The 17040-nt window shown below is 54.4% G+C and carries 16 protein-coding genes and 1 tRNA gene; 8 read left to right on the forward strand and 9 right to left on the reverse strand.

Features of this window, described 5'->3' with window-relative positions; genetic code table 11:
* The coding region (locus WCE46_RS02015) for a transketolase C-terminal domain-containing protein (protein ID WP_424732033.1) at nucleotides 1–917 on the forward strand (917 nt) is incomplete at its 5' end.
* Between the two features lie 2 nt (nucleotides 918–919).
* Nucleotides 920–1816, forward strand: coding sequence for a thiamine pyrophosphate-dependent enzyme (locus WCE46_RS02020; protein WP_424732034.1), 897 nt, complete (start codon nucleotides 920–922; stop codon nucleotides 1814–1816).
* A gap of 109 nt (nucleotides 1817–1925) precedes the next feature.
* Here the strand turns inward: WCE46_RS02020 and WCE46_RS02025 are convergent, their stop codons facing one another.
* A complete protein-coding gene (locus tag WCE46_RS02025) occupies nucleotides 1926–2279 on the reverse strand; it encodes a hypothetical protein (protein ID WP_424732035.1) in 354 nt (117 codons plus the stop codon).
* Nucleotides 2280–2543: 264 nt separating this feature from the next.
* On the opposite strand from WCE46_RS02025, the gene WCE46_RS02030 reads away from it, so the two are divergent.
* A tRNA-Val gene (locus tag WCE46_RS02030) sits at nucleotides 2544–2615 on the forward strand.
* Between the two features lie 533 nt (nucleotides 2616–3148).
* Here the strand turns inward: WCE46_RS02030 and WCE46_RS02035 are convergent.
* Nucleotides 3149–3748: an FKBP-type peptidyl-prolyl cis-trans isomerase gene (locus WCE46_RS02035; RefSeq protein WP_424732036.1), complete on the reverse strand. Its 600-nt coding sequence runs from the start codon at nucleotides 3746–3748 to the stop codon at nucleotides 3149–3151.
* A gap of 113 nt (nucleotides 3749–3861) precedes the next feature.
* Here WCE46_RS02035 and WCE46_RS02040 point away from each other — a divergent pair, with 113 nt between their 5' ends.
* Together WCE46_RS02040 and nifB are read left to right on the forward strand one after the other, a co-directional pair.
* On the forward strand, nucleotides 3862–4974 hold the full coding sequence (locus tag WCE46_RS02040) for a hypothetical protein (RefSeq protein WP_424732037.1): 1113 nt from the start codon (nucleotides 3862–3864) through the stop codon (nucleotides 4972–4974).
* A 112-nt stretch (nucleotides 4975–5086) separates the two neighbouring features.
* Nucleotides 5087–5980 carry a nitrogenase cofactor biosynthesis protein NifB gene (gene nifB / locus WCE46_RS02045; RefSeq protein WP_424732038.1) on the forward strand — a complete coding sequence of 298 codons (894 nt, stop codon included), beginning with the start codon at nucleotides 5087–5089 and terminating at the stop codon, nucleotides 5978–5980.
* A gap of 184 nt (nucleotides 5981–6164) precedes the next feature.
* Here the strand turns inward: nifB and WCE46_RS02050 are convergent, their stop codons facing one another.
* Both WCE46_RS02050 and WCE46_RS02055 read right to left on the reverse strand, forming a co-directional pair.
* The gene (locus WCE46_RS02050) at nucleotides 6165–6650 is read right to left on the reverse strand and encodes a hypothetical protein (RefSeq protein ID WP_424732039.1); all 486 of its coding nucleotides are present in this window, start codon (nucleotides 6648–6650) and stop codon (nucleotides 6165–6167) included.
* 37 nt (nucleotides 6651–6687) lie between these two features.
* On the reverse strand, nucleotides 6688–7017 hold the full coding sequence (locus WCE46_RS02055) for a hypothetical protein (RefSeq protein WP_424732040.1): 330 nt from the start codon (nucleotides 7015–7017) through the stop codon (nucleotides 6688–6690).
* 172 nt (nucleotides 7018–7189) lie between these two features.
* On the opposite strand from WCE46_RS02055, the gene WCE46_RS02060 reads away from it, so the two are divergent.
* Both WCE46_RS02060 and WCE46_RS02065 read left to right on the forward strand, forming a co-directional pair.
* Entirely contained in the window at nucleotides 7190–8041 is an 852-nt protein-coding gene (locus tag WCE46_RS02060) for a DNA-3-methyladenine glycosylase family protein (RefSeq protein ID WP_424732041.1), read from the forward strand.
* Nucleotides 8042–8121: 80 nt separating this feature from the next.
* Nucleotides 8122–9057: a DMT family transporter gene (locus WCE46_RS02065; RefSeq protein ID WP_424732042.1), complete on the forward strand. Its 936-nt coding sequence runs from the start codon at nucleotides 8122–8124 to the stop codon at nucleotides 9055–9057.
* Between the two features lie 73 nt (nucleotides 9058–9130).
* Here WCE46_RS02065 and WCE46_RS02070 read toward each other — a convergent pair whose 3' ends face one another.
* Nucleotides 9131–10357 (reverse strand): adenosylhomocysteinase, encoded by a 1227-nt coding sequence (locus WCE46_RS02070; RefSeq protein WP_424732043.1) that lies wholly within the window; start codon nucleotides 10355–10357, stop codon nucleotides 9131–9133.
* Between the two features lie 151 nt (nucleotides 10358–10508).
* On the opposite strand from WCE46_RS02070, the gene hisF reads away from it, so the two are divergent.
* On the forward strand, nucleotides 10509–11315 hold the full coding sequence (gene hisF / locus WCE46_RS02075; protein ID WP_424732044.1) for an imidazole glycerol phosphate synthase subunit HisF: 807 nt from the start codon (nucleotides 10509–10511) through the stop codon (nucleotides 11313–11315).
* Here hisF and pheT read toward each other — a convergent pair.
* Genes pheT through endA form a run of 4 tightly spaced genes read right to left on the reverse strand, consistent with a single transcriptional unit; the run spans nucleotide 11284 to nucleotide 16660 of the window.
* Nucleotides 11284–12912 (reverse strand): phenylalanine--tRNA ligase subunit beta, encoded by a 1629-nt coding sequence (gene pheT / locus WCE46_RS02080; RefSeq protein WP_424732045.1) that lies wholly within the window; start codon nucleotides 12910–12912, stop codon nucleotides 11284–11286. The two genes, hisF and pheT, sit on opposite strands and share 32 nt — an antisense overlap.
* A gap of 1 nt (nucleotide 12913) precedes the next feature.
* Nucleotides 12914–14362, reverse strand: a complete 1449-nt coding sequence (locus WCE46_RS02085; protein WP_424732046.1) for a phenylalanine--tRNA ligase subunit alpha — start codon at nucleotides 14360–14362, stop codon at nucleotides 12914–12916.
* Nucleotides 14363–14370: 8 nt separating this feature from the next.
* The gene (locus WCE46_RS02090; protein WP_424732047.1) at nucleotides 14371–15627 is read right to left on the reverse strand and encodes a tryptophan--tRNA ligase; all 1257 of its coding nucleotides are present in this window, start codon (nucleotides 15625–15627) and stop codon (nucleotides 14371–14373) included.
* Nucleotides 15628–15649: 22 nt separating this feature from the next.
* On the reverse strand, nucleotides 15650–16660 hold the full coding sequence (gene endA, locus WCE46_RS02095) for a tRNA-intron lyase (RefSeq protein ID WP_424732048.1): 1011 nt from the start codon (nucleotides 16658–16660) through the stop codon (nucleotides 15650–15652).
* Between the last annotated feature and the right edge of the window lie 380 nt (nucleotides 16661–17040).

Consider the following 17040-nt stretch of genomic DNA (forward strand, 5'->3'; position numbering starts at 1 on the left):
CACAGGGTCTTGCCCTGATGTTCGAGGTCTGCTTCAACGTTGCCGGCATGCGCCTGCCGATTATCATGACGATCGCCAACCGTGCGCTCGGGGCACCGCTCTCCATCTGGAACGACCAGCAGGACTCGATCGCTCTCCGTGACTCCGGCTGGCTCCAGTTCTATGCAGAGGACAACCAGGAGGCGACTGATCTCCACTATATTGCCTACCGCGTGGCAGAAAATCCCGCAGTCCAGCTCCCGGCGTTTGTCTGCTTTGACGGGTTCATCCTCTCGCACACCTACGAACCGGTCGATATGCTCACTCAGGCCGATGTCGACAGGTACCTGCCGAAGTTTGCGCCAAAAGAGCGGCTCGATGCCGCCGACCCGGTCAGTTTCGGGATGTATGCCACCCCGGAGTACTACCTTGAGTTCCGGTACGAGACCGACAAGGCGCTCAAAGAGGCAAAATCTGCGATCCAGGCCGCGGGAAAAGAGTTCGGAACGATGTTTGGCCGGGACTACAGCGCGATGGTCGAGGGGTACCAGATTGAGGATGCGGAGACGGTGATCGTCGCCATGGGTTCGATCTGCGGCACGGTCAAGGACACCATTGACGACCTGCGGAAAGAAGGAAAGAAAGTGGGCTTACTCAAGATCCGCGTCTTCCGCCCATTCCCTTCAGAAGACGTGGCAAAAGCACTCAAAGGTGCAAAACACGTTGCTGTGCTTGACAAGAACATCTCGCTTGGCGCGAAAGGCGCCGTGGCGCTCGAAGTAAAGGACGCCCTCTATGGCTCTGGTATCCCGGTCTTCGATTATATCATCGGCCTTGGCGGAAGGGACGTGCGGAAGAAGGACATCCGTGAAGTTGTCACGCTTGTCGAAAAAGGCAAAGGCGATCAGTTTATCGGCCTGCGCAGGGAGGTGCTCTGATCATGGCAGACAAAACCTGCGAGCTCTTCGACTGCGGGCACCGTGCCTGCGGGGGATGCGGGGCGGCTCTCGCGGCCCGGCTTGTGCTCAAAGCGGCGGGCACGAACTCAATTGTGGTTTCATCGACCGGCTGCATGGAGGTCTTCTCAACGCCGTATCCCGAGACCGCGTGGAAAGTCCCGTGGATCCACTCGCTCTTTGAGAACGCATCAGCCGTTGCCTCCGGTATAGAGTCCTCGCTCAAAAAACAGGGCAGGAAAGAGAAGGTCATCGTGATTGCCGGCGATGGCGCGACATTCGATATCGGGATGCTCTGCATCAGCGGCGCATTCGAACGCGGACACGACATCACCTACATCTGCTACGATAACGAGGCCTACATGAACACCGGCATTCAGCGGTCCGGCGCGACCCCGTACGATGCCAGCACCACGACAAGCCCGGCCGGTTCGCAGTCGTTTGGGAACAAGCGCCCGAAAAAAGATCTGCCGCAGATCCTCGCGGCCCACGGCGCCCCGTATGTGGCAACAGCATCGATAGCCTACCCGAACGACCTGATCCAGAAGGTGGAAAAAGCGATCAACACCGTGGGACCTACCTACGTGCAGCTCCATGCCCCCTGCTGCACCGGCTGGGGTTTTGAAAGCGACCAGACAATGGCCATCGCAAAACTGGCGATCGAGACCGGTCTCTGGGTGAACTACGAGATGGTGGATGGCACGGTGACAAAGGTCAAAAAGGTTGTCAGGAAACCGGTTGTGGAATACTTAAAAACCCAGAAACGGTTCCGGCACCTGTTCAAACCCGCGAAACAGGACGCTGAGATTGCGGCGATCCAGGCGATTGCGGATAAAAATGCCGAGAAGTACGGCATCGATATCAAGCTCAAGAAGGAATAAATCCTCTTTTTTGGTTTTCTGAGAACTGGAAAACACCAATTCTCCTTGCGTTTTTCCGCATTCGGAGGTCCGGCCCCCATTCCCCCATATTGATGAGATTAAGAGATTTCTATGAGGCACCTATGACTATGTAAATGATATTGATAATAACAACCGCAAATGTGTAGGTAAGTCCAATAATTAATCCAATAAAAAGGGCACATTGAGCGCATTTTCCGTATTCCCCAATTTTTTTTAATAATCGAATAATTCCTTCAATTAAAAAAATAATGAAAATGCAAGCGATAGTCTTGATAAATGAAAACATGATTGGATTACCAACATACGGTGCCATTGAGACGTTTTGTTCAAAATGTCCCAAATATATCCCAATTGTAGTAGTGATAACATCTCCAATAGATGCAACAATAATGCCCAAATAAAGAAACCATCGATATTGTTCCAAATTTTCAAAATATTCCATACACTTATTTATAACGATTTATTAAATATTTCTTGAGGTTATGCGATTATATTATTCATCGTACGAGGAATTCGATAAAATCATATTCTTACTGAATTGAAAATTGAACTATCATATACTCAAAATTAGGGCTATAGGATAAGCATTTTCCTCCTAAACAGAATTTACTATCAATTGTGAAAAACGGTAAAGAAATTTGATCATAATTCCCTCACCCCCTCGCGACAATTTTAATACGTTCCAGTCCGACATTAGTAGGTTATCGGGCTCGTGGTCTAGCGGTATGACGTCGCCCTTACACGGCGAAGGTCACCGGTTCGAATCCGGTCGGGCCCATCTTTTTTCTTTCCGTTTGTGCGGCAGCCTCCATTACACCATCTGAATCCCCCGGCCTTTGCCAGATATTTCCGGAAAAGTCCGGGTCACAAGCTGAAGATTTCAAAAAATGATCAGATCGGTTGCTGATAATTCCAGAAAATGTACGGATCAGCTGCTGAGGATTTTCAAAAATGAACAAGTCGCGAGCTGAGGATTCCGGAAAAAGAACGGGTCGGCAGCTAAGAATTCTCAAAAAAGATCGATACGGTCTTGCAGCAAAAACGGCCAACCCACAAATAATCATCAAAATATCCGACGGAGACCGTGCGGACCCCGCGTTCATTCAGGAAAAAGTCCGGTACGGCTGCTGAACATTTTCAAAAATAAGCGGATCGGTTGCTGAAGATTTTTAAAAATGAACGGATCGCAAGCTGAGGATTCCGGAAAATCTCCGGATCAGCTGCTGATAATTTTCAAAAATGAACAGGTCACGAGATGAGGATTCCGGAAAAAAACCGGGCGGGTTACTGATAATGAATGAAAAAAAAGTTTCAGGAGGTTCCTGTCGCAGCGCTTCCGGCACTCGCCTTCTGGATGGAATCAATCTTGATATCAAACGTAAGGTTCTGGCCGGCAAGCGGGGAATTTGAATCTACAAACACCCCGGCACTGGTGGTATTGACAACGACAACCGGGATCTCGTTGCCACTCACAGAACTCACGAAATAGAATTTTTCACCGGGAGTTATGGTCGTGTTTGCCGGGAACTTGCTTGTGGGGATCAGCTCGACAAGGCTTGGATCATAGGCACCGTAGGCCTTGTCGTAGGGAATCGTCACGATCTTCTCCTCGTTCACTTTCATCCCCCGTACCGCAGTATCAAAGCCGGAGATCATCTGGCCCGCCCCAACGGTAAAGCTCAGCGGCGTCCCGTTTGCGTTCGTATCAAAAACGGTCTTGTTATCAAACATTCCGGTGTAGGTAACATTCACAGTGTCCCCCACCGCTACAACAACAGGATTTGAGAGTACAATATAGAGGATTGCGCAGATGACAACAACCGCTGCCACCGCCGCAACTCCCACCCACAGGTACTGCCGCTTGTGTGCAGCCACTTTCTCCTTGCCTTTGCGTTTCTCTGATTTCTTCATGATGTTCGTATCAAGGATTTGCCGGTAAACAATATACCTTTGCCTCTCTGATAGGTAATCAAAAGAGCGGGCCACAACGCATACGATTCATCCGGCCCCTCTGGTGGCTCACCGTGGAACAAAAGGATCCCCGAACGATCGCAGGCGCTCTTCATGCCCTGCACAAAACACTGGAGGCGGAGATCGCAGAGGAGCGTAAGCGCCAGCGGGGCCTTTATGCATCGGGCACACCGGGCCGGCTCACGATCGTTATCCTCGGTGCAGCAACTCTCTTAAATATCCTCTTCTTTTTGGGAAACCCCATGTACCCGCTCCTCTTCATATGCGCCAGTTTTTTTTTGTTTATGTTCTATTTTGTCACCCTGCTCATCCCCCATAACCTGCAACGGTCATCCTTTCCGCAGGCCGATATCTCCCGGTATCTCACCGGATTCCAAGAAACCGGCATTATACGGGGAACAAAGAAGGTCACCCGGGTAGTTCTCAATGCATTTTTCATCAACTGCCGCCCGCTTTTCTACGGGTTCACCCTGATCTTTACCATAGACATTGTTCTTGTCATTGCGCTGCACCTCACCGGGAGACTGTCCGCGTCCCCTGCCGGGATCATTCTCTTCCAGTCTGCCGCCATCATCCTCTTCTATTTCCTTGTCTGGAAACTGGAGCCCTATTCGACGAATTTTTTCACCGATGTCTCCGGCATGAGGGCGCACCTGATCAAAAGAAACATCCCTGAACCGGTGGTCTCCTTCCTGTTTCTTCTGGGAGCCGCAGTTGCACTCATCTGTATTTTCTCAACGATCATCCTGCTCCCGGGCATCACGGTCAACAACGTTCTTTCGGTCTCGGATTTCAGTAAACTCGGTAATTTGTTCATCGCGATCGGCGTGGTGCTGGTAACCCAGTATTTCCTTTTCCGCTATCTGCACGGCATTACAAGCCGGGATCTGCTCGCCCGTTTCTCACAGAACAAGACCGAGTGCCTCCTTTACCAGATGGAGATCATAGGAGAATCCGGTCCGTCGTCCCCTGCCTTGGCGGGCTCTCCTGATTCGGCCACAACGGATACTCTCTGCGAAGCAACCGAGCTCCTGCTCGAATCACGGCTGTACCAAGTCGAGAAAAAGACCATCTTCGGGGTGTTTCCGGTCTATATTGTAAATCTCGATTTTTCCCAGGTATTTCCCCGCAGGCTCCCACAGGATAAAGACGCACACAACCGGTAATTCCCATCCGCCATCTGTCGGGATTTGTCCCAGACCGGGCCGGACGGACCAGGGAAATTACCCCGATTGAACTTTATTTATACCTGAAGAACGCATGTAAAAAGTAGAGCCTATGTCCGACGAAATAAAAACCGCAGAGGTGGCAGGGAAAAAAGTCCAGTGGGACCCTGCACAAATGCGAAAAATTCAGGAGCACCCCTGTTTTTCCGAGAAAGCGTGCCACAGTTTCGGCCGTTGTCATATTCCCGTGGCACCAAAGTGCAATATCCAGTGCAACTACTGTATCCGGGATTTTGACTGCGTTAACGAGAGCAGGCCCGGGGTGACCACCCAGGTACTGAATCCTGAAGAAGCCATGGACATGGTAAAAAAAGTCGTCAAAAAATATGATTACATCAAGGTTGTCGGCATTGCAGGGCCCGGCGATCCGCTGGCAAACGAAGAGACCTTCGAGACGCTCAAAAGGCTCCACGAGGAGTACCCCGGGGTCATCAAGTGCATCAGTACAAACGGCCTCCTCCTGCCGGACAAGATCGACCTGCTCCAGAAGTATGACGTCGGTAATATCACGGTAACGCTCAACGCGATCGACCCGGCAATCGGGGCAAAGATCTACCAGTTTGTCGATTACAAGGGCAAACGATACACGGGGATCGAAGCGGCAAAACTTCTCCTCTCGCAGCAGTTAAAGGGTATCGAGATGGCCGTGGAACGACACATGGTCGTCAAGGTAAACACCGTCTATATCCCGGGCATCAACGAGGATCATATTGTGGATATCGCAAAGAAGGTCGGCGAGATGGGAGTCTATACCTTCAACCTCATCCCGCTGATCGCCCAGTACAAGTTCGCTGACATCGCCCCTCCGACACCCGAGATGAAAAAGAAGATGCAGGACGCCTGTTCGAAATACGTCAAACAGATGCGGCACTGCCAGCGCTGCCGGGCTGACGCCATCGGGAAACTCGGGCACGATGTGCAGTCATGCATGTATAAGCACGAATAATCTTTTTTATCAATGGAGCATCCGGCGTGCCGGAATAGTCACCCGTAAAATTCCCGCGCAGGGGTATCCTGCCCATTGCCCGGTCTAAAAGGATGATAAAAATAAAAGAGCGCTCTTTTGTTCTTCCAGACCTGCACCCGGGCCGGACTTTTCATTTCCGGTACAGAGCACGAACGCCAGCCTCTTACCGCGTGATACCCAGCGTCGGATAGGTGGACTTCTGTGTGCCGGCACTCTGGACGATCCGGTCCAGTTCATCGACCACGGTTTTAAGTGACGGGGGTATAGTGGTTTCCGCGGCTGTGACCGTCTTGCCATGATAACTGATCGTATACGTCATCAGGTCGGCAGAGTTGCGAGGAGCCGAATAGTTGGTCTGAAGCTGCGAGAACTGGGACTCGTTAAACAGCACAGACAGGAGCGCCATGTCGGTCGAATTCAGGGCAACCTCGGTGCTGGCAGATGGCCCTGAGACGACGGCGACACCGTTATCGAAGATCACAAGGCGGTCGCTGACACCGGCAATGCCCCCGGTCCGGTGATAGTCGACAAATACCGCCGGGGGTTCCGTCTTGTTGACCGGGAGGATTCCGGTACCGAGACAACCGGCACCTGCTAGTACAAGAACGAGGATAAAAACCAAAAGTATTGGCAGAAATTTTATACGCATCACCCCGGGGTGCCGTTATCTCCGGTATAGTTCCGGATTATAACTGCACAACATCCGCCTTTTTGGATTTTGCTCCGGTTTTACGCTCGGGAAGGACTTCTTCGAGCGCTTTTAAGAGGCTGTCCATCTTGTCGCTGTTAAAGACCGCCCGGAATGCCGCAAGTTCGGCAGCGTTCATGATCATGATCCCTTTCTTCTTCATGGGAAGACCGTTTTCACCGAGCGGGTTGATATCGATCGCAAGGGACGCCGGGCGGTTTTTTGTTGCCGGAAGCCGGATAATGGAGACACCGGCGAGCGTGGTTGCTTTTCGTTCCCAGTCCCCGCCTTCTTCGATAAATGCCTTGAGGGTTTCTGTTAATTCCATGAAAAGAACTGTTAATTTATATATTAAAAGACTATCCGTTCCTTTTTTTGGCCAGTATAAAAAAAGGCTGCCCGATCTCCAGAAAAAAAGTCCGGACGGTGATCACATCAGAATCTCTGGACATATTCTAAAAGGTTGAAACGCAGATATTTGTGAGGAAACCCCAAGAACCATGCCACGGATCGCCCTTCGCCCGGATCAGCCGTTCTCCCTTGACCAGACACTGGGGTGCGGACAGGTCTTCCGCTGGGATCGCGCCGAGGATGGCTGGTGGTGCGGGGTTATCGGGAACAAGGTAATCCGGTGCCGGCAGGAAGGCGCGACCCTCATGTATGAGGGGGCAGACGAGAAAAATATCCGTCACTATTTCTCCCTCGATCTCGATCTCGAAGCGATCCTGGAAGCGATCGACCACGACCCGTTCATCCACACAGCGATCGAACGGTGCCGGGGCCTGCGCCTTGTGCGGCAGCCCGCGTGGGAATGCCTCTGCTCGTATATCTGCGCAACGAACTCCAACATCCCCATGATAAGGCGCCGGATAGCGACCATCGCGCAGCAGTTCGGGGACGAGATCTTATCCGGAGACCAGAAATTTTTTGCGTTTCCCGGGCCCGCAAAACTGTCCTGTACAGGTAAAGAAGCGACACTTGCCGGTTGCAAACTTGGCTACCGCACACCCTACGTGTTCAGCACGGCCTGCGAAGTTGCGGCCGAAAAAGACTGGGCAAAAACCATTGAGACGCTGCCGTACGAAGAGGCCCGCCGGCAGATGATGAAGTTTTCCGGTATCGGCCCAAAGGCGGCTGACTGCGTCCTGCTCTTTGCATTCCAGAAGTACGAAGCATTCCCGGTCGACGTCTGGATCCGGCGGATCATGCGGGAACACTATATCACGACGCTCACACGCGATAGTGCGCTGACAGGCTGGGAATACGATACGATACGCAGGTTTGCACGTCATCATTTCGGGGAATACTGCGGATACGCGCAGGAATATCTCTACGCGGCCCGGGACAGCTAAAACTCCCCAGGTCATCATGAGTATGAGAAAACCGGCCGCGCCCCTCGTGTTCACCGGATCTTCCTGTCTTCCTGATATCCATGGACAGCATACACACAAGGAAACTGCCAAAATCAATCATCGCCTTAGCGTGCGCAACCGTGCTTTTTGGGACGGCGACACCGCTCCTGAAGATCCTTGTCGACGGGATGGCTCCCCTGCTCCTCATCGCACTCCTTGCGATAGGATCGGGTGCCGGTATTCTCTGCTGGCGGGCGGTAAGCGGACCACGTTTTACGACAGGGCGGCCCTGTGCAGGCAAAAGGGAGAAATACCTGTTGGCGGGAACGATCATTGTAGGAGGCTTTGTGGCGCCCGTCGTGCAGTGCTTTGCCCTCACGGTTACTCCTGCTGCCACGGCATCGCTTCTCTTAAACTTCGAGATTGTCGCAACGGTCCTGCTCGCGTTTCTGGTATTTCATGAACCGGCAGACAAAAAAACCGGTCTTGCCCTCATACTTATTTTCGCCGGCAGTATCATTCTCGGGTGGAACGGGGAGAGTGCCCTTGGGTTTTCGCTTGGGGCGCTCGGGATCATTATTTCCGGTTTTTTCTGGGGCGTGGACAACAACTGCATGGCACATATCTCCGCATATCCTCCCGGTCTGATCGCCCTGTGCAAGGTGATCTTTGGCGGGACCATCGCCGGCGTGCTCGTGATCGCGCTCGGGGAGCCCCTGCCCGGTGCGGGTTTGATCATCCTTGCTCTCCTCACCGGGTTCTTTTCCTACGGTCTTGGGCTCATCCTCTTTATCGTGGCCCTGCGGGACATGGGCGCGGCCCGCGCGGGAGCGGTGTATGCGGCAGCGCCGTTTATCGGGTGCATTGCATCGCTTGTCGTCTTTTCCGATCTGCCCGGCGGCCAGTTCTGGCTTGCTATTCCCCTCTTTGTCGCAGGTGCGCTGATCGTGATCTACGAACAATGGAAGCGGGAATATTCCCCCGGATCAGAACAGTTATCGCCGAAGACTCCTTAAAAACCGGCCCATGGAGCGACCGCACAGGCGCTGCACCCGGACGGGTGTAAAAAAAGCAAATCTGAAGGGAGATTCAGGTCCCGATGTCCCAGCTGCACTGATATTTTTTCTGGGCAGCGCTGAGCTCATCGATGGAAAGCCCGAGTGACGCAAGCTTGAGCCTGGCGACCTGCTCGTCGATCTCATTGGGGACTTCGTAGACCCCGCCTTTGAGAGAGGAGCCGTGCTCCGCGATATACCGGGTGCAGAGCGCCTGGAGCGCGAAGCTTAAGTCCATGACCTCGATGGGATGGCCCATGCCCTTTGGTGTGGCAAGGTTCACAAGCCGGCCTTCGGCGAGCACGTGGACCGGTTTACCTTTGATGAAGTAGGTGATGATACCGTCGCGTTCGATTGTCGAATCCGCGTGCTTTGCAAGCCATGCAATGTCGATCTCCACATTGAAATGACCGGCATTTGCGAGGATTGCTCCGCCTTTTAGTTTCCCGAACTGGTTCTTCCCTATCACGCTCGTGTTGCCGGTGGTCGTGACAAAGATGTCGCCGATCTCTGCTGCCTGGTCCATGGTCATGACATGGTACCCGTCCATGTGCGCCTCAAGGGCCCGCCGTGGATCGATCTCGGTGACCACGACTTTTGCACCGAGTCCATGGGCCTTCTTTGCAAGACCCCGACCGCAGTAACCGTAGCCGGCGACAACAAAGTATTTTCCGGCGATAAGGGTGTTTGTCGTAATCATGATCGAAGAGAGCACGCTCTCCCCGGTCCCGTGCACGTTGTCAAAGAACCGCTTCATCGGCGTGTCGTTGACTGCGACAACCGGGAACTCGAGTTTTTTCTCAGCTGCCATTGCCCGGAGCCGGTGGATGCCGGTCGTCGTTTCCTCGCAGCCACCAATCACGTTCTTGAGCAGTTCCCGGCGTTTGGTGTGCAGGTAGTGGATAAGGTCCATACCGTCATCGATGGTAATGGAGGGCGCTGCATCGAGCACCTGCTCGATTGCCGCGTAGTACTCATCAACCGTGCACCCGCGCTTTGCAAAGCAGTGGACGTTTTTGACCTCATTTAAGGCCTCTGCCACATCATCCTGCGTGGAGAGCGGGTTGCAGCCGGTGATGTAGACTTTTGCCCCGCCGGCGGCAAGCGTCTGGACGAGGTTTGCGGTCTTTGCCTCGACATGGAGTGCCATGCCGATCGTCATGCCCTTGAATGGCTTGTCCTTCTCGAACTGTTGTTTAATAGAGGCAAGCACCGGCATGTACTGTGCTGCCCAGTCGATCTTCAGTTTTCCGGTACTCATGAAAAACACCTGTGCAGTACCTGCCTTGGGGCAGGTACCATTCCATCACGTACCCAAAGATTAGGGTGACCAAGGCACATAAACTTCCCCGCATACGAACGCGGGGCTGGCAGATAGGTACATACCCTTTGCAGGAGAAATCAGGAATGAAATGGTGCTCACGCGACGGATCATCCCCTGTCTTGACTTAAAAGATGGCAGAGTCGTAAAAGGGACAAATTTCCTCGGTCTCAGGGACGCCGGGGACCCGGTGGAACTGGCACAGAGGTACAACGAGCAGGGTGCTGATGAGGTGGTGTTTCTCGACATTACCGCCTCAAAGGAGCAGCGCGGCATTATCGTCGAACTCATCAAACGAGCGGCAGATCAGCTCTTCCTGCCGCTCACGGTCGGTGGCGGCCTGCGGTCGCTCGACGACATCCAGCAGATCCTCCGGGCCGGCGCCGACAAGGTAAGCCTGAACACGAGCGCGGTACACGACCCGTCGCTGATCACGAAAGGGGCAGAGTCATTCGGGACGCAGTGCATTGTGGTCGCCATGGATGTCCGGCGTAATTTCACGGATAACACAGAGGCGATTCCGGTCAAGCTCGCGGATGGCCGGACCTGCTGGTACGAGGTGGTGATCTATGGTGGGAGCAAGCCGACCGGCATCGATGCGGTGCGCTGGGCAAAGGAAGCGGAGGAACGCGGCGCCGGGGAGATCCTCTTAACGAGTATGGAAACCGACGGCACGAAAAACGGGTTTGATATTGCGATCACCCGGGCGATCTCGGAATCAGCGAATATCCCGGTGATCGCAAGCGGGGGCGTCGGAACCCTTGAGCACTTCTATGACGGGTTTACCAGAGGAAAAGCGGATGCCTGCCTTGCGGCAAGCGTCTTTCATTACGGCCAATTCACGATTCACGAGGTAAAAGAGTATCTTAATGGAAGGGGTATCCCGGTACGGCTCTGAGATCGATCTCGAATGCTGCCACCGGGTGCTCCAGTTCAAAAGCAGTCAGCACAGCGGGATGGATCTCGCCAAACACACCCACCTTTTTGTTGCCTGCGATAATATCTGCCCGTCTTCCTTCGATGAATGCAGCATCTGCTGACACTTCTGCACAGTACGCGATCCCGAGCTCGCGGAGCACCGCGTCAACGCATGCGTAGGCTTCCGAGAAGTCCGCCGCCGGGTTGGTGCTTACTGCAGCAAGCCGTTGTGTAGTCTGGAGATCGGCCACCACATCTCCTGTCGCAAAGAGCCGCTGAGGAAGCTCGCGGTGCCGGTTGACCCGGAGCATTTCAAGAAGGAGCGGCAGGATCTCAGTCCTCACAACCGTATACTCCTCGCTGATGGGATGCATGAGGTGAAGCGTCTGTGGGGAACGGGGACGCTGCAGGTAATCGAAGAGCACCCGTTCGTTCGTCAGCGTAAAGGGCATCATCTCGAGGTACCCGAGGCCGGCGAGGATTGTGCGCACCTGAGTGGCAACCGTGTTTACCGGGTGTTCCTTTCCGATAGAAAACGTAGGGGGCACCTGCACATCGAAGTTCTCGTACCCGTAGGCGATCGCAACATCCTCGAAGAGGTCCCAGTCATGCATGATGTCTGCCCGGTAACAGGGCACCTGCACCCGCACCCGGTCCGCCCCGACCGGCCGGGCACCAAACCGCATCTTTTCGAGTAGCTCAGCCATCTGTGGAGCGGTGAGATCTGCGCCGATGAGTGCGCAGCACTCGCGGACGCTGACCGTGCGCTCTATCGGTGCGAGGCTGGGAGTCGCGACGCCGCTTATCTCCACGCTCTCGATCGTCGCTCCGGCTTCGGCCATCGCAGTGCAGATAATATTCGCTGCGACGTTCACCGCACGCTGGTCGGTGCCGGTCACATCAAGAAGGATGTTTTTGGTTTTGGTCGTCACCCGGGTGCGCTCGCCGTTAATGATCGGCGGGAACGAACAGACATTGTCCTCATCATCGGTGATCAGGGGGAAACGCGGGAAGTCTTTTACGATCTTCGCATAGTCCCTACCCTTCGGGTGCTCCGCGAGGATGCCGTCAAGGGTGAGTTCTTTGGTGAAATCGAGCGGCACAAACTTCCTGCTTCGGGGTGACGCCGTGTAATGGAACGGCGGCGTCACGGTGTCAAAGTCGTGGATGCCAATCGCCACCTTACTCCGGCCCCTCCCTACAGCCCAGTGGAGAGCTTCCTGGAGCGCCATGACTGATAGGATAGACTCGTCGTCAAATGAGACGTTTCGTATGATCGCAGAGCCAAGACAGGGACGGATACCGGCAAGTGCCGGGTCGATGGTGAACGCGATACCCGAGGATTTCACCGAATATTTCGGAAGGCCAGTCTCGATCCCGAGAAATCCCCGCATTGCCCGGGCTACGCCTTCAACCGAGAAGAGGTCGGGGCGGTTCGGGAAGAACTCGACGTCCGCGTGATCCTCTTCGATGCGCTCGACCTCGGAGCCGATCATCGGCAGGCGTTTAAGAATGGTCTCCCGGTCTGCGCCGGTGAGGCGTTCGAGATACCGGTAGGAAAGCCCGATAATCGCCATGTTACGGCCTCCTTCCCGCGTTTGCCGGGGCGTGAATCGGGCTTGACCGTATCCATTCAAGGTCGCTCTGGTATAACTGCCGCAGGTCTTTTAGGCCCATCCGTAACATCGCGACCCGGCTTACACCGAGGCCCCATGCGAGCACGGGGCTGGTAACGCCCCATGGCGCAGTGACCTCCTGCCGGAAGACGCCGGCACCGCCCATCTCGACCCAGCCAAGGCCGTCGACATAGATCTCCGGTTCGACCGAAGGTTCCGTGTACGGAAAGAACCCGGGGCGGAAGCGGACGTCTTCAAAACCCATCCGGGTGTAAAATTCCTTTAAGAACCCAAGCAGGTGCCGGAACGTGACATCCTTGTCCATTACGATCCCTTCGAGCTGTTCGAACTCGGGCGTATGGGTAGGATCGATCGCCTCCCTGCGGTATACCCGGCCGATGCAGAATGCCTTGACCGGCGGTTCGGGATGACTGGCCAGGTACTGGATGGAAAGGCTTGTTGTATGGGTGCGGAGCACGCACTGTTTTGCTTTCTCCGGGTTCCATTTCCCGCCCCAGCCAGTCGACGAAGTCTCGCCACCGTGCTCGTGCATGTCGCGGAGTCGCTCCCACCCTTCAGAAAGCGGTGCCTGCTCATTAAGGTAGAACGTGTCCTGCATCTCCCGGGCCGGGTGATCCTGTGGCTGGAAGAGGGCATCGAAATTCCAGAACGCGCTCTGGACGATCTCACCGTGCATCTCGGTAAATCCCATTTCGAGAAGGATCTGGCGCATCTCGTCAATGAGCCGCTGGTAGGGATGGGCTTTTCCCGGGTAGACGGTCTTTGGCAGTTTTTTAATGTCGTACTTCCGCAGGCTCGCGGTCTTCCATGCACCGGAGAGGATCTGCTCGCGGGTGAGGGTGCCGATCTCTTCTTTAAAGTCAAGACCCTGATTTACAAGAGCGATCCCACTGGATGTGATGGAAATTGCATATCGAACGGTCTCGGATTCGATAAGGATCCCGCGCTTGATCAACTCTTTAGTATAGGGTTCACCAGAACGCGGATTTCGCAGTGCAGATTCTTCCGCTGCAGTTGACTTACTTTCGTTCTTTATTATTGCAGAACCTTCAACATGAATAAGCCCTTTTTTTCTTAATTGGCCAAAACCGATTTTGAATGATTTGTGATTCTGAAGGTCAGCTACTTGAGTACCGGGGTTTATTACCGCAAGGAGCTGGGTTTCGGGCAGATTGAATTTGCGGTATTCATTCCCTTCTTCAGTTGGCTCGATTGTTTTCTCAACAATCCGCTCAATTTTCGCAAGTCCCTTGTCTTTGGCAAGGTGCGCCCACTGCACGACTGAGTCAGGTGTCGCATTCATAATAGATGCGAGGTGCTCCGCATTTGTTTCTTTCAAATCTGCCAGCGCGGCAAGCAGCCTCTTCTCGTTTAACGTCAGTTCCGCCATTTCCCTGTTCACACCTCGATTGTCTCTGCCGCCACGTCCATCTTCTCCTTGAACTCTTTGAGGAATGCTACGACACGGTCTGCGGTCTCCTTCTTGCACTGCCCGCAGGTGATCTCCCCGACTTTGCACTTACGGTGGATCTCTGCCAGTTGTGCATCATCGGTGACCATGTGGAACATATTGAGGAGGTAGAGCGTGCACTTCTCCGGTTCACCGCCAAGCCGTTTCTGCTCCTCAAGCGTTTGCCTTCCACCGGTAAGGCCGCTCATCACCTTCTTTCTGACCGCTGCTTCGGGCTCGTAGAACGAGATGAGACTCTCCGGGATGCTCGACGACATCTTCCCACCGGTCAGCCCCGGGAGGAAGATATGGTAGGTGGATGACGGGGTGTAGAACCCATAGCCGCCGCAGGCCAGTTCGATTTCACGCACACGTGAACTTACATCGGCGCATTCCGCACCTTTGATATCCACGTGGCCCTCGTATTTCTTCGCGTGCGGGAACGCCTTTTTTACCGCATCGAGGGCCGCTTCGGGTGCATTTTTAGAGCGTACACTGATATGCCCGTCGCGCTCCTCGACAGTGAACATCCGGAACTTGTGGGCGATCCCCCGGGTGAGCCGGATATGGGGGTCCTGATCGATGCCCACCGGCACGAGTGTCGGTGCCGGTCCACACTCGACCTGAGGGTACAGGATGTCTGCCACCTGCGTAATCACGCTGTCCGCATGGGCGAGCGCGGTCTCGGGGGTAAACCCGTAGATTGCCGTAAGTTCGGAGAAGTTTACCTTTGTTGCCGCCTCAAACGCGAGATCCTTGAGCCGCTCGTTTCTGCTCTGGAAATACGTCTGCCCTTCAAACCCGAGGGCATACAGGCAGGAGAGATATTCCTTCCCGTACTCCCGGCATTTTTCCCACGAAAGGCCCCTGACCGCATAGGCTTCCCGGTCGGCAATCGTCACGTACCCGTTTGCACCCTGCTGCACATGCCAGACTATTTCACGCATGAGCATCAGGTGGCCGAGATGCGGGTGGCCGCTCGGCATAAACCCGGTTAAAAGGTGAAACGGCGTGTGGTTCCTGATCGCCCGGGCGATGGGGAGGTAATCCCGCTGGCCGACCACGATGCCCCGGCGCATGAAATACGGGATCTCGGGAAGTTCCCGGAGCACCGGTGCTATTGGGTCGATGCCGAACTCGGCAAACGTCTTTTCGACATCGAGAGAAGGTGTACTTGACCAGGGATTGACCTGCGGTTCTGTCATGATGGTAACGCTCAACCGTATCTTACAATTTAATCCGTGCGAATTCGACGAACTGAATACCGGTAGTATGTACACAGCCAAATAACATCTTCTTTTTGACGCTGTGCGCCATCCTGACCGAGCGCGAGATGACACTCATGGGCATGATCGCCTCTTTTTCTACCGCATGTACCAGCATGTCGGAGTGTACGTTCTTTCCGCAGTAGACCCGGTAGTGGTGGCCGAACTTGTACCCGGTCCGGGGAATGAAATCGTGCCGGCGCAGCTCGGTATAGACCTTGTCTTTCTCTGCAAGTTCCGGGTCGCTCTCCTTTGCGAACGTAAAATATTCGGCAGGGGTAAGCGATGCACCGTCTTTTGTGGCGCGGAGGGTTCCCCCATCCATCAGGTACAGGAGTTCGACCGGTGAGATCAGCAGCCGCTCCTCGTCAAGCCGTTTCCCGAAACCTGCATTCTCCAGTTCTGAAGGAGAAGATACCCGGACCATCGCAGACTTTCCGACAAGCACTGCATCGCAGGGGTTGATCCGGGGCGCCGGGGCGGTAGCATCGGCAAGTTTCTGGAGTTTGATCTCGTAGTAGGTCAGTTCCTCCTCGTCATCGACAACCGCAAGGACATACTGCTTGCGCATGTTCCGGGAGGTGACGACTTCTTCGATCAGCTTGGCAAATCTGATCGGGTCACGCTCCGAGAGAACGCGAACAAGGTAGAGCGACTCTCCGGTTCCCGGTTTCTCGCCGCGCCGGAAGACCCGGAAATCATGGGGGCCGGTCTGGACGACGTATCCCCGCTCGCGCAGATCGCGGTACACGAGGAAACTGCGCAGGAAGTTACGCTGGTCGGCATACTCGGCGAGCAGGGAATCAAACGTGTACCCCGGGACATCAATTTTCTGGCGGTGGAGGAGGTAAAGGGCTTCCTGCGGTGCGAGTCGGATCCCCTCTCCTTCAGGGCGCCCGTACCCGCTCTGGTCGTACAGCATCTTCCCGTCCCTGCCGGTGAGCACCGAAGTGCCGTCAAATATCGCCTTCACGTGAAGGAATTATAGGGAGTGTGGGGTAATAAGGGCGCGGGAGAAAGCCGGGCCGCGCAGGAAGGCTCCGGGGAGAGATGGAATTTGAGAAAACCACCGGGCCAAAACTGCGTGATTCATAGGAATCACGCTTGTCATGAGCCATATGTATATGACCCGGAAAAAACAACACTTCTAGCCAGATTGTATCCCATACGTATGACTTTTGTGCACGTCCCCCGGATCATCCCTCTCCCGGGAAGATGAAAGTACTACGATATGATACATCGGTCTCCCGTTTAGGGATCATACCGTTTTTAATTTTTTTATGCTGCAAGCTCGCGGACTTTCCTGATATTGCCCCGGTCGTCCCGGCGTTCATCCACCGGTGTTTCGCAGAT

Origin of the sequence: Methanoregula sp. (assembly GCF_049690535.1) — an archaeon.
Lineage (GTDB): Archaea > Halobacteriota > Methanomicrobia > Methanomicrobiales > Methanospirillaceae > Methanoregula.

Bases quoted from the DNA above. Each gene is read 5' to 3' on its own strand.
- WCE46_RS02070 (WP_424732043.1), bottom strand. From the start codon at position 10,357: ATGAGTACCGGAAAACTGAAGATCGACTGGGCAGCACAGTACATGCCG.
- WCE46_RS02060 (WP_424732041.1), top strand. From the start codon at position 7,190: ATGCCACGGATCGCCCTTCGCCCGGATCAGCCGTTCTCCCTTGACCAG.
- WCE46_RS02065 (WP_424732042.1), top strand. From the start codon at position 8,122: ATGGACAGCATACACACAAGGAAACTGCCAAAATCAATCATCGCCTTA.
- WCE46_RS02090 (WP_424732047.1), bottom strand. From the start codon at position 15,627: ATGACAGAACCGCAGGTCAATCCCTGGTCAAGTACACCTTCTCTCGAT.
- nifB (WP_424732038.1), top strand. From the start codon at position 5,087: ATGTCCGACGAAATAAAAACCGCAGAGGTGGCAGGGAAAAAAGTCCAG.
- WCE46_RS02055 (WP_424732040.1), bottom strand. From the start codon at position 7,017: ATGGAATTAACAGAAACCCTCAAGGCATTTATCGAAGAAGGCGGGGAC.
- WCE46_RS02020 (WP_424732034.1), top strand. From the start codon at position 920: ATGGCAGACAAAACCTGCGAGCTCTTCGACTGCGGGCACCGTGCCTGC.
- WCE46_RS02085 (WP_424732046.1), bottom strand. From the start codon at position 14,362: ATGGCGGAACTGACGTTAAACGAGAAGAGGCTGCTTGCCGCGCTGGCA.
- WCE46_RS02025 (WP_424732035.1), bottom strand. From the start codon at position 2,279: ATGGAATATTTTGAAAATTTGGAACAATATCGATGGTTTCTTTATTTG.
- pheT (WP_424732045.1), bottom strand. From the start codon at position 12,912: ATGGCGATTATCGGGCTTTCCTACCGGTATCTCGAACGCCTCACCGGC.
- WCE46_RS02050 (WP_424732039.1), bottom strand. From the start codon at position 6,650: ATGCGTATAAAATTTCTGCCAATACTTTTGGTTTTTATCCTCGTTCTT.
- WCE46_RS02035 (WP_424732036.1), bottom strand. From the start codon at position 3,748: ATGAAGAAATCAGAGAAACGCAAAGGCAAGGAGAAAGTGGCTGCACAC.
- hisF (WP_424732044.1), top strand. From the start codon at position 10,509: ATGGTGCTCACGCGACGGATCATCCCCTGTCTTGACTTAAAAGATGGC.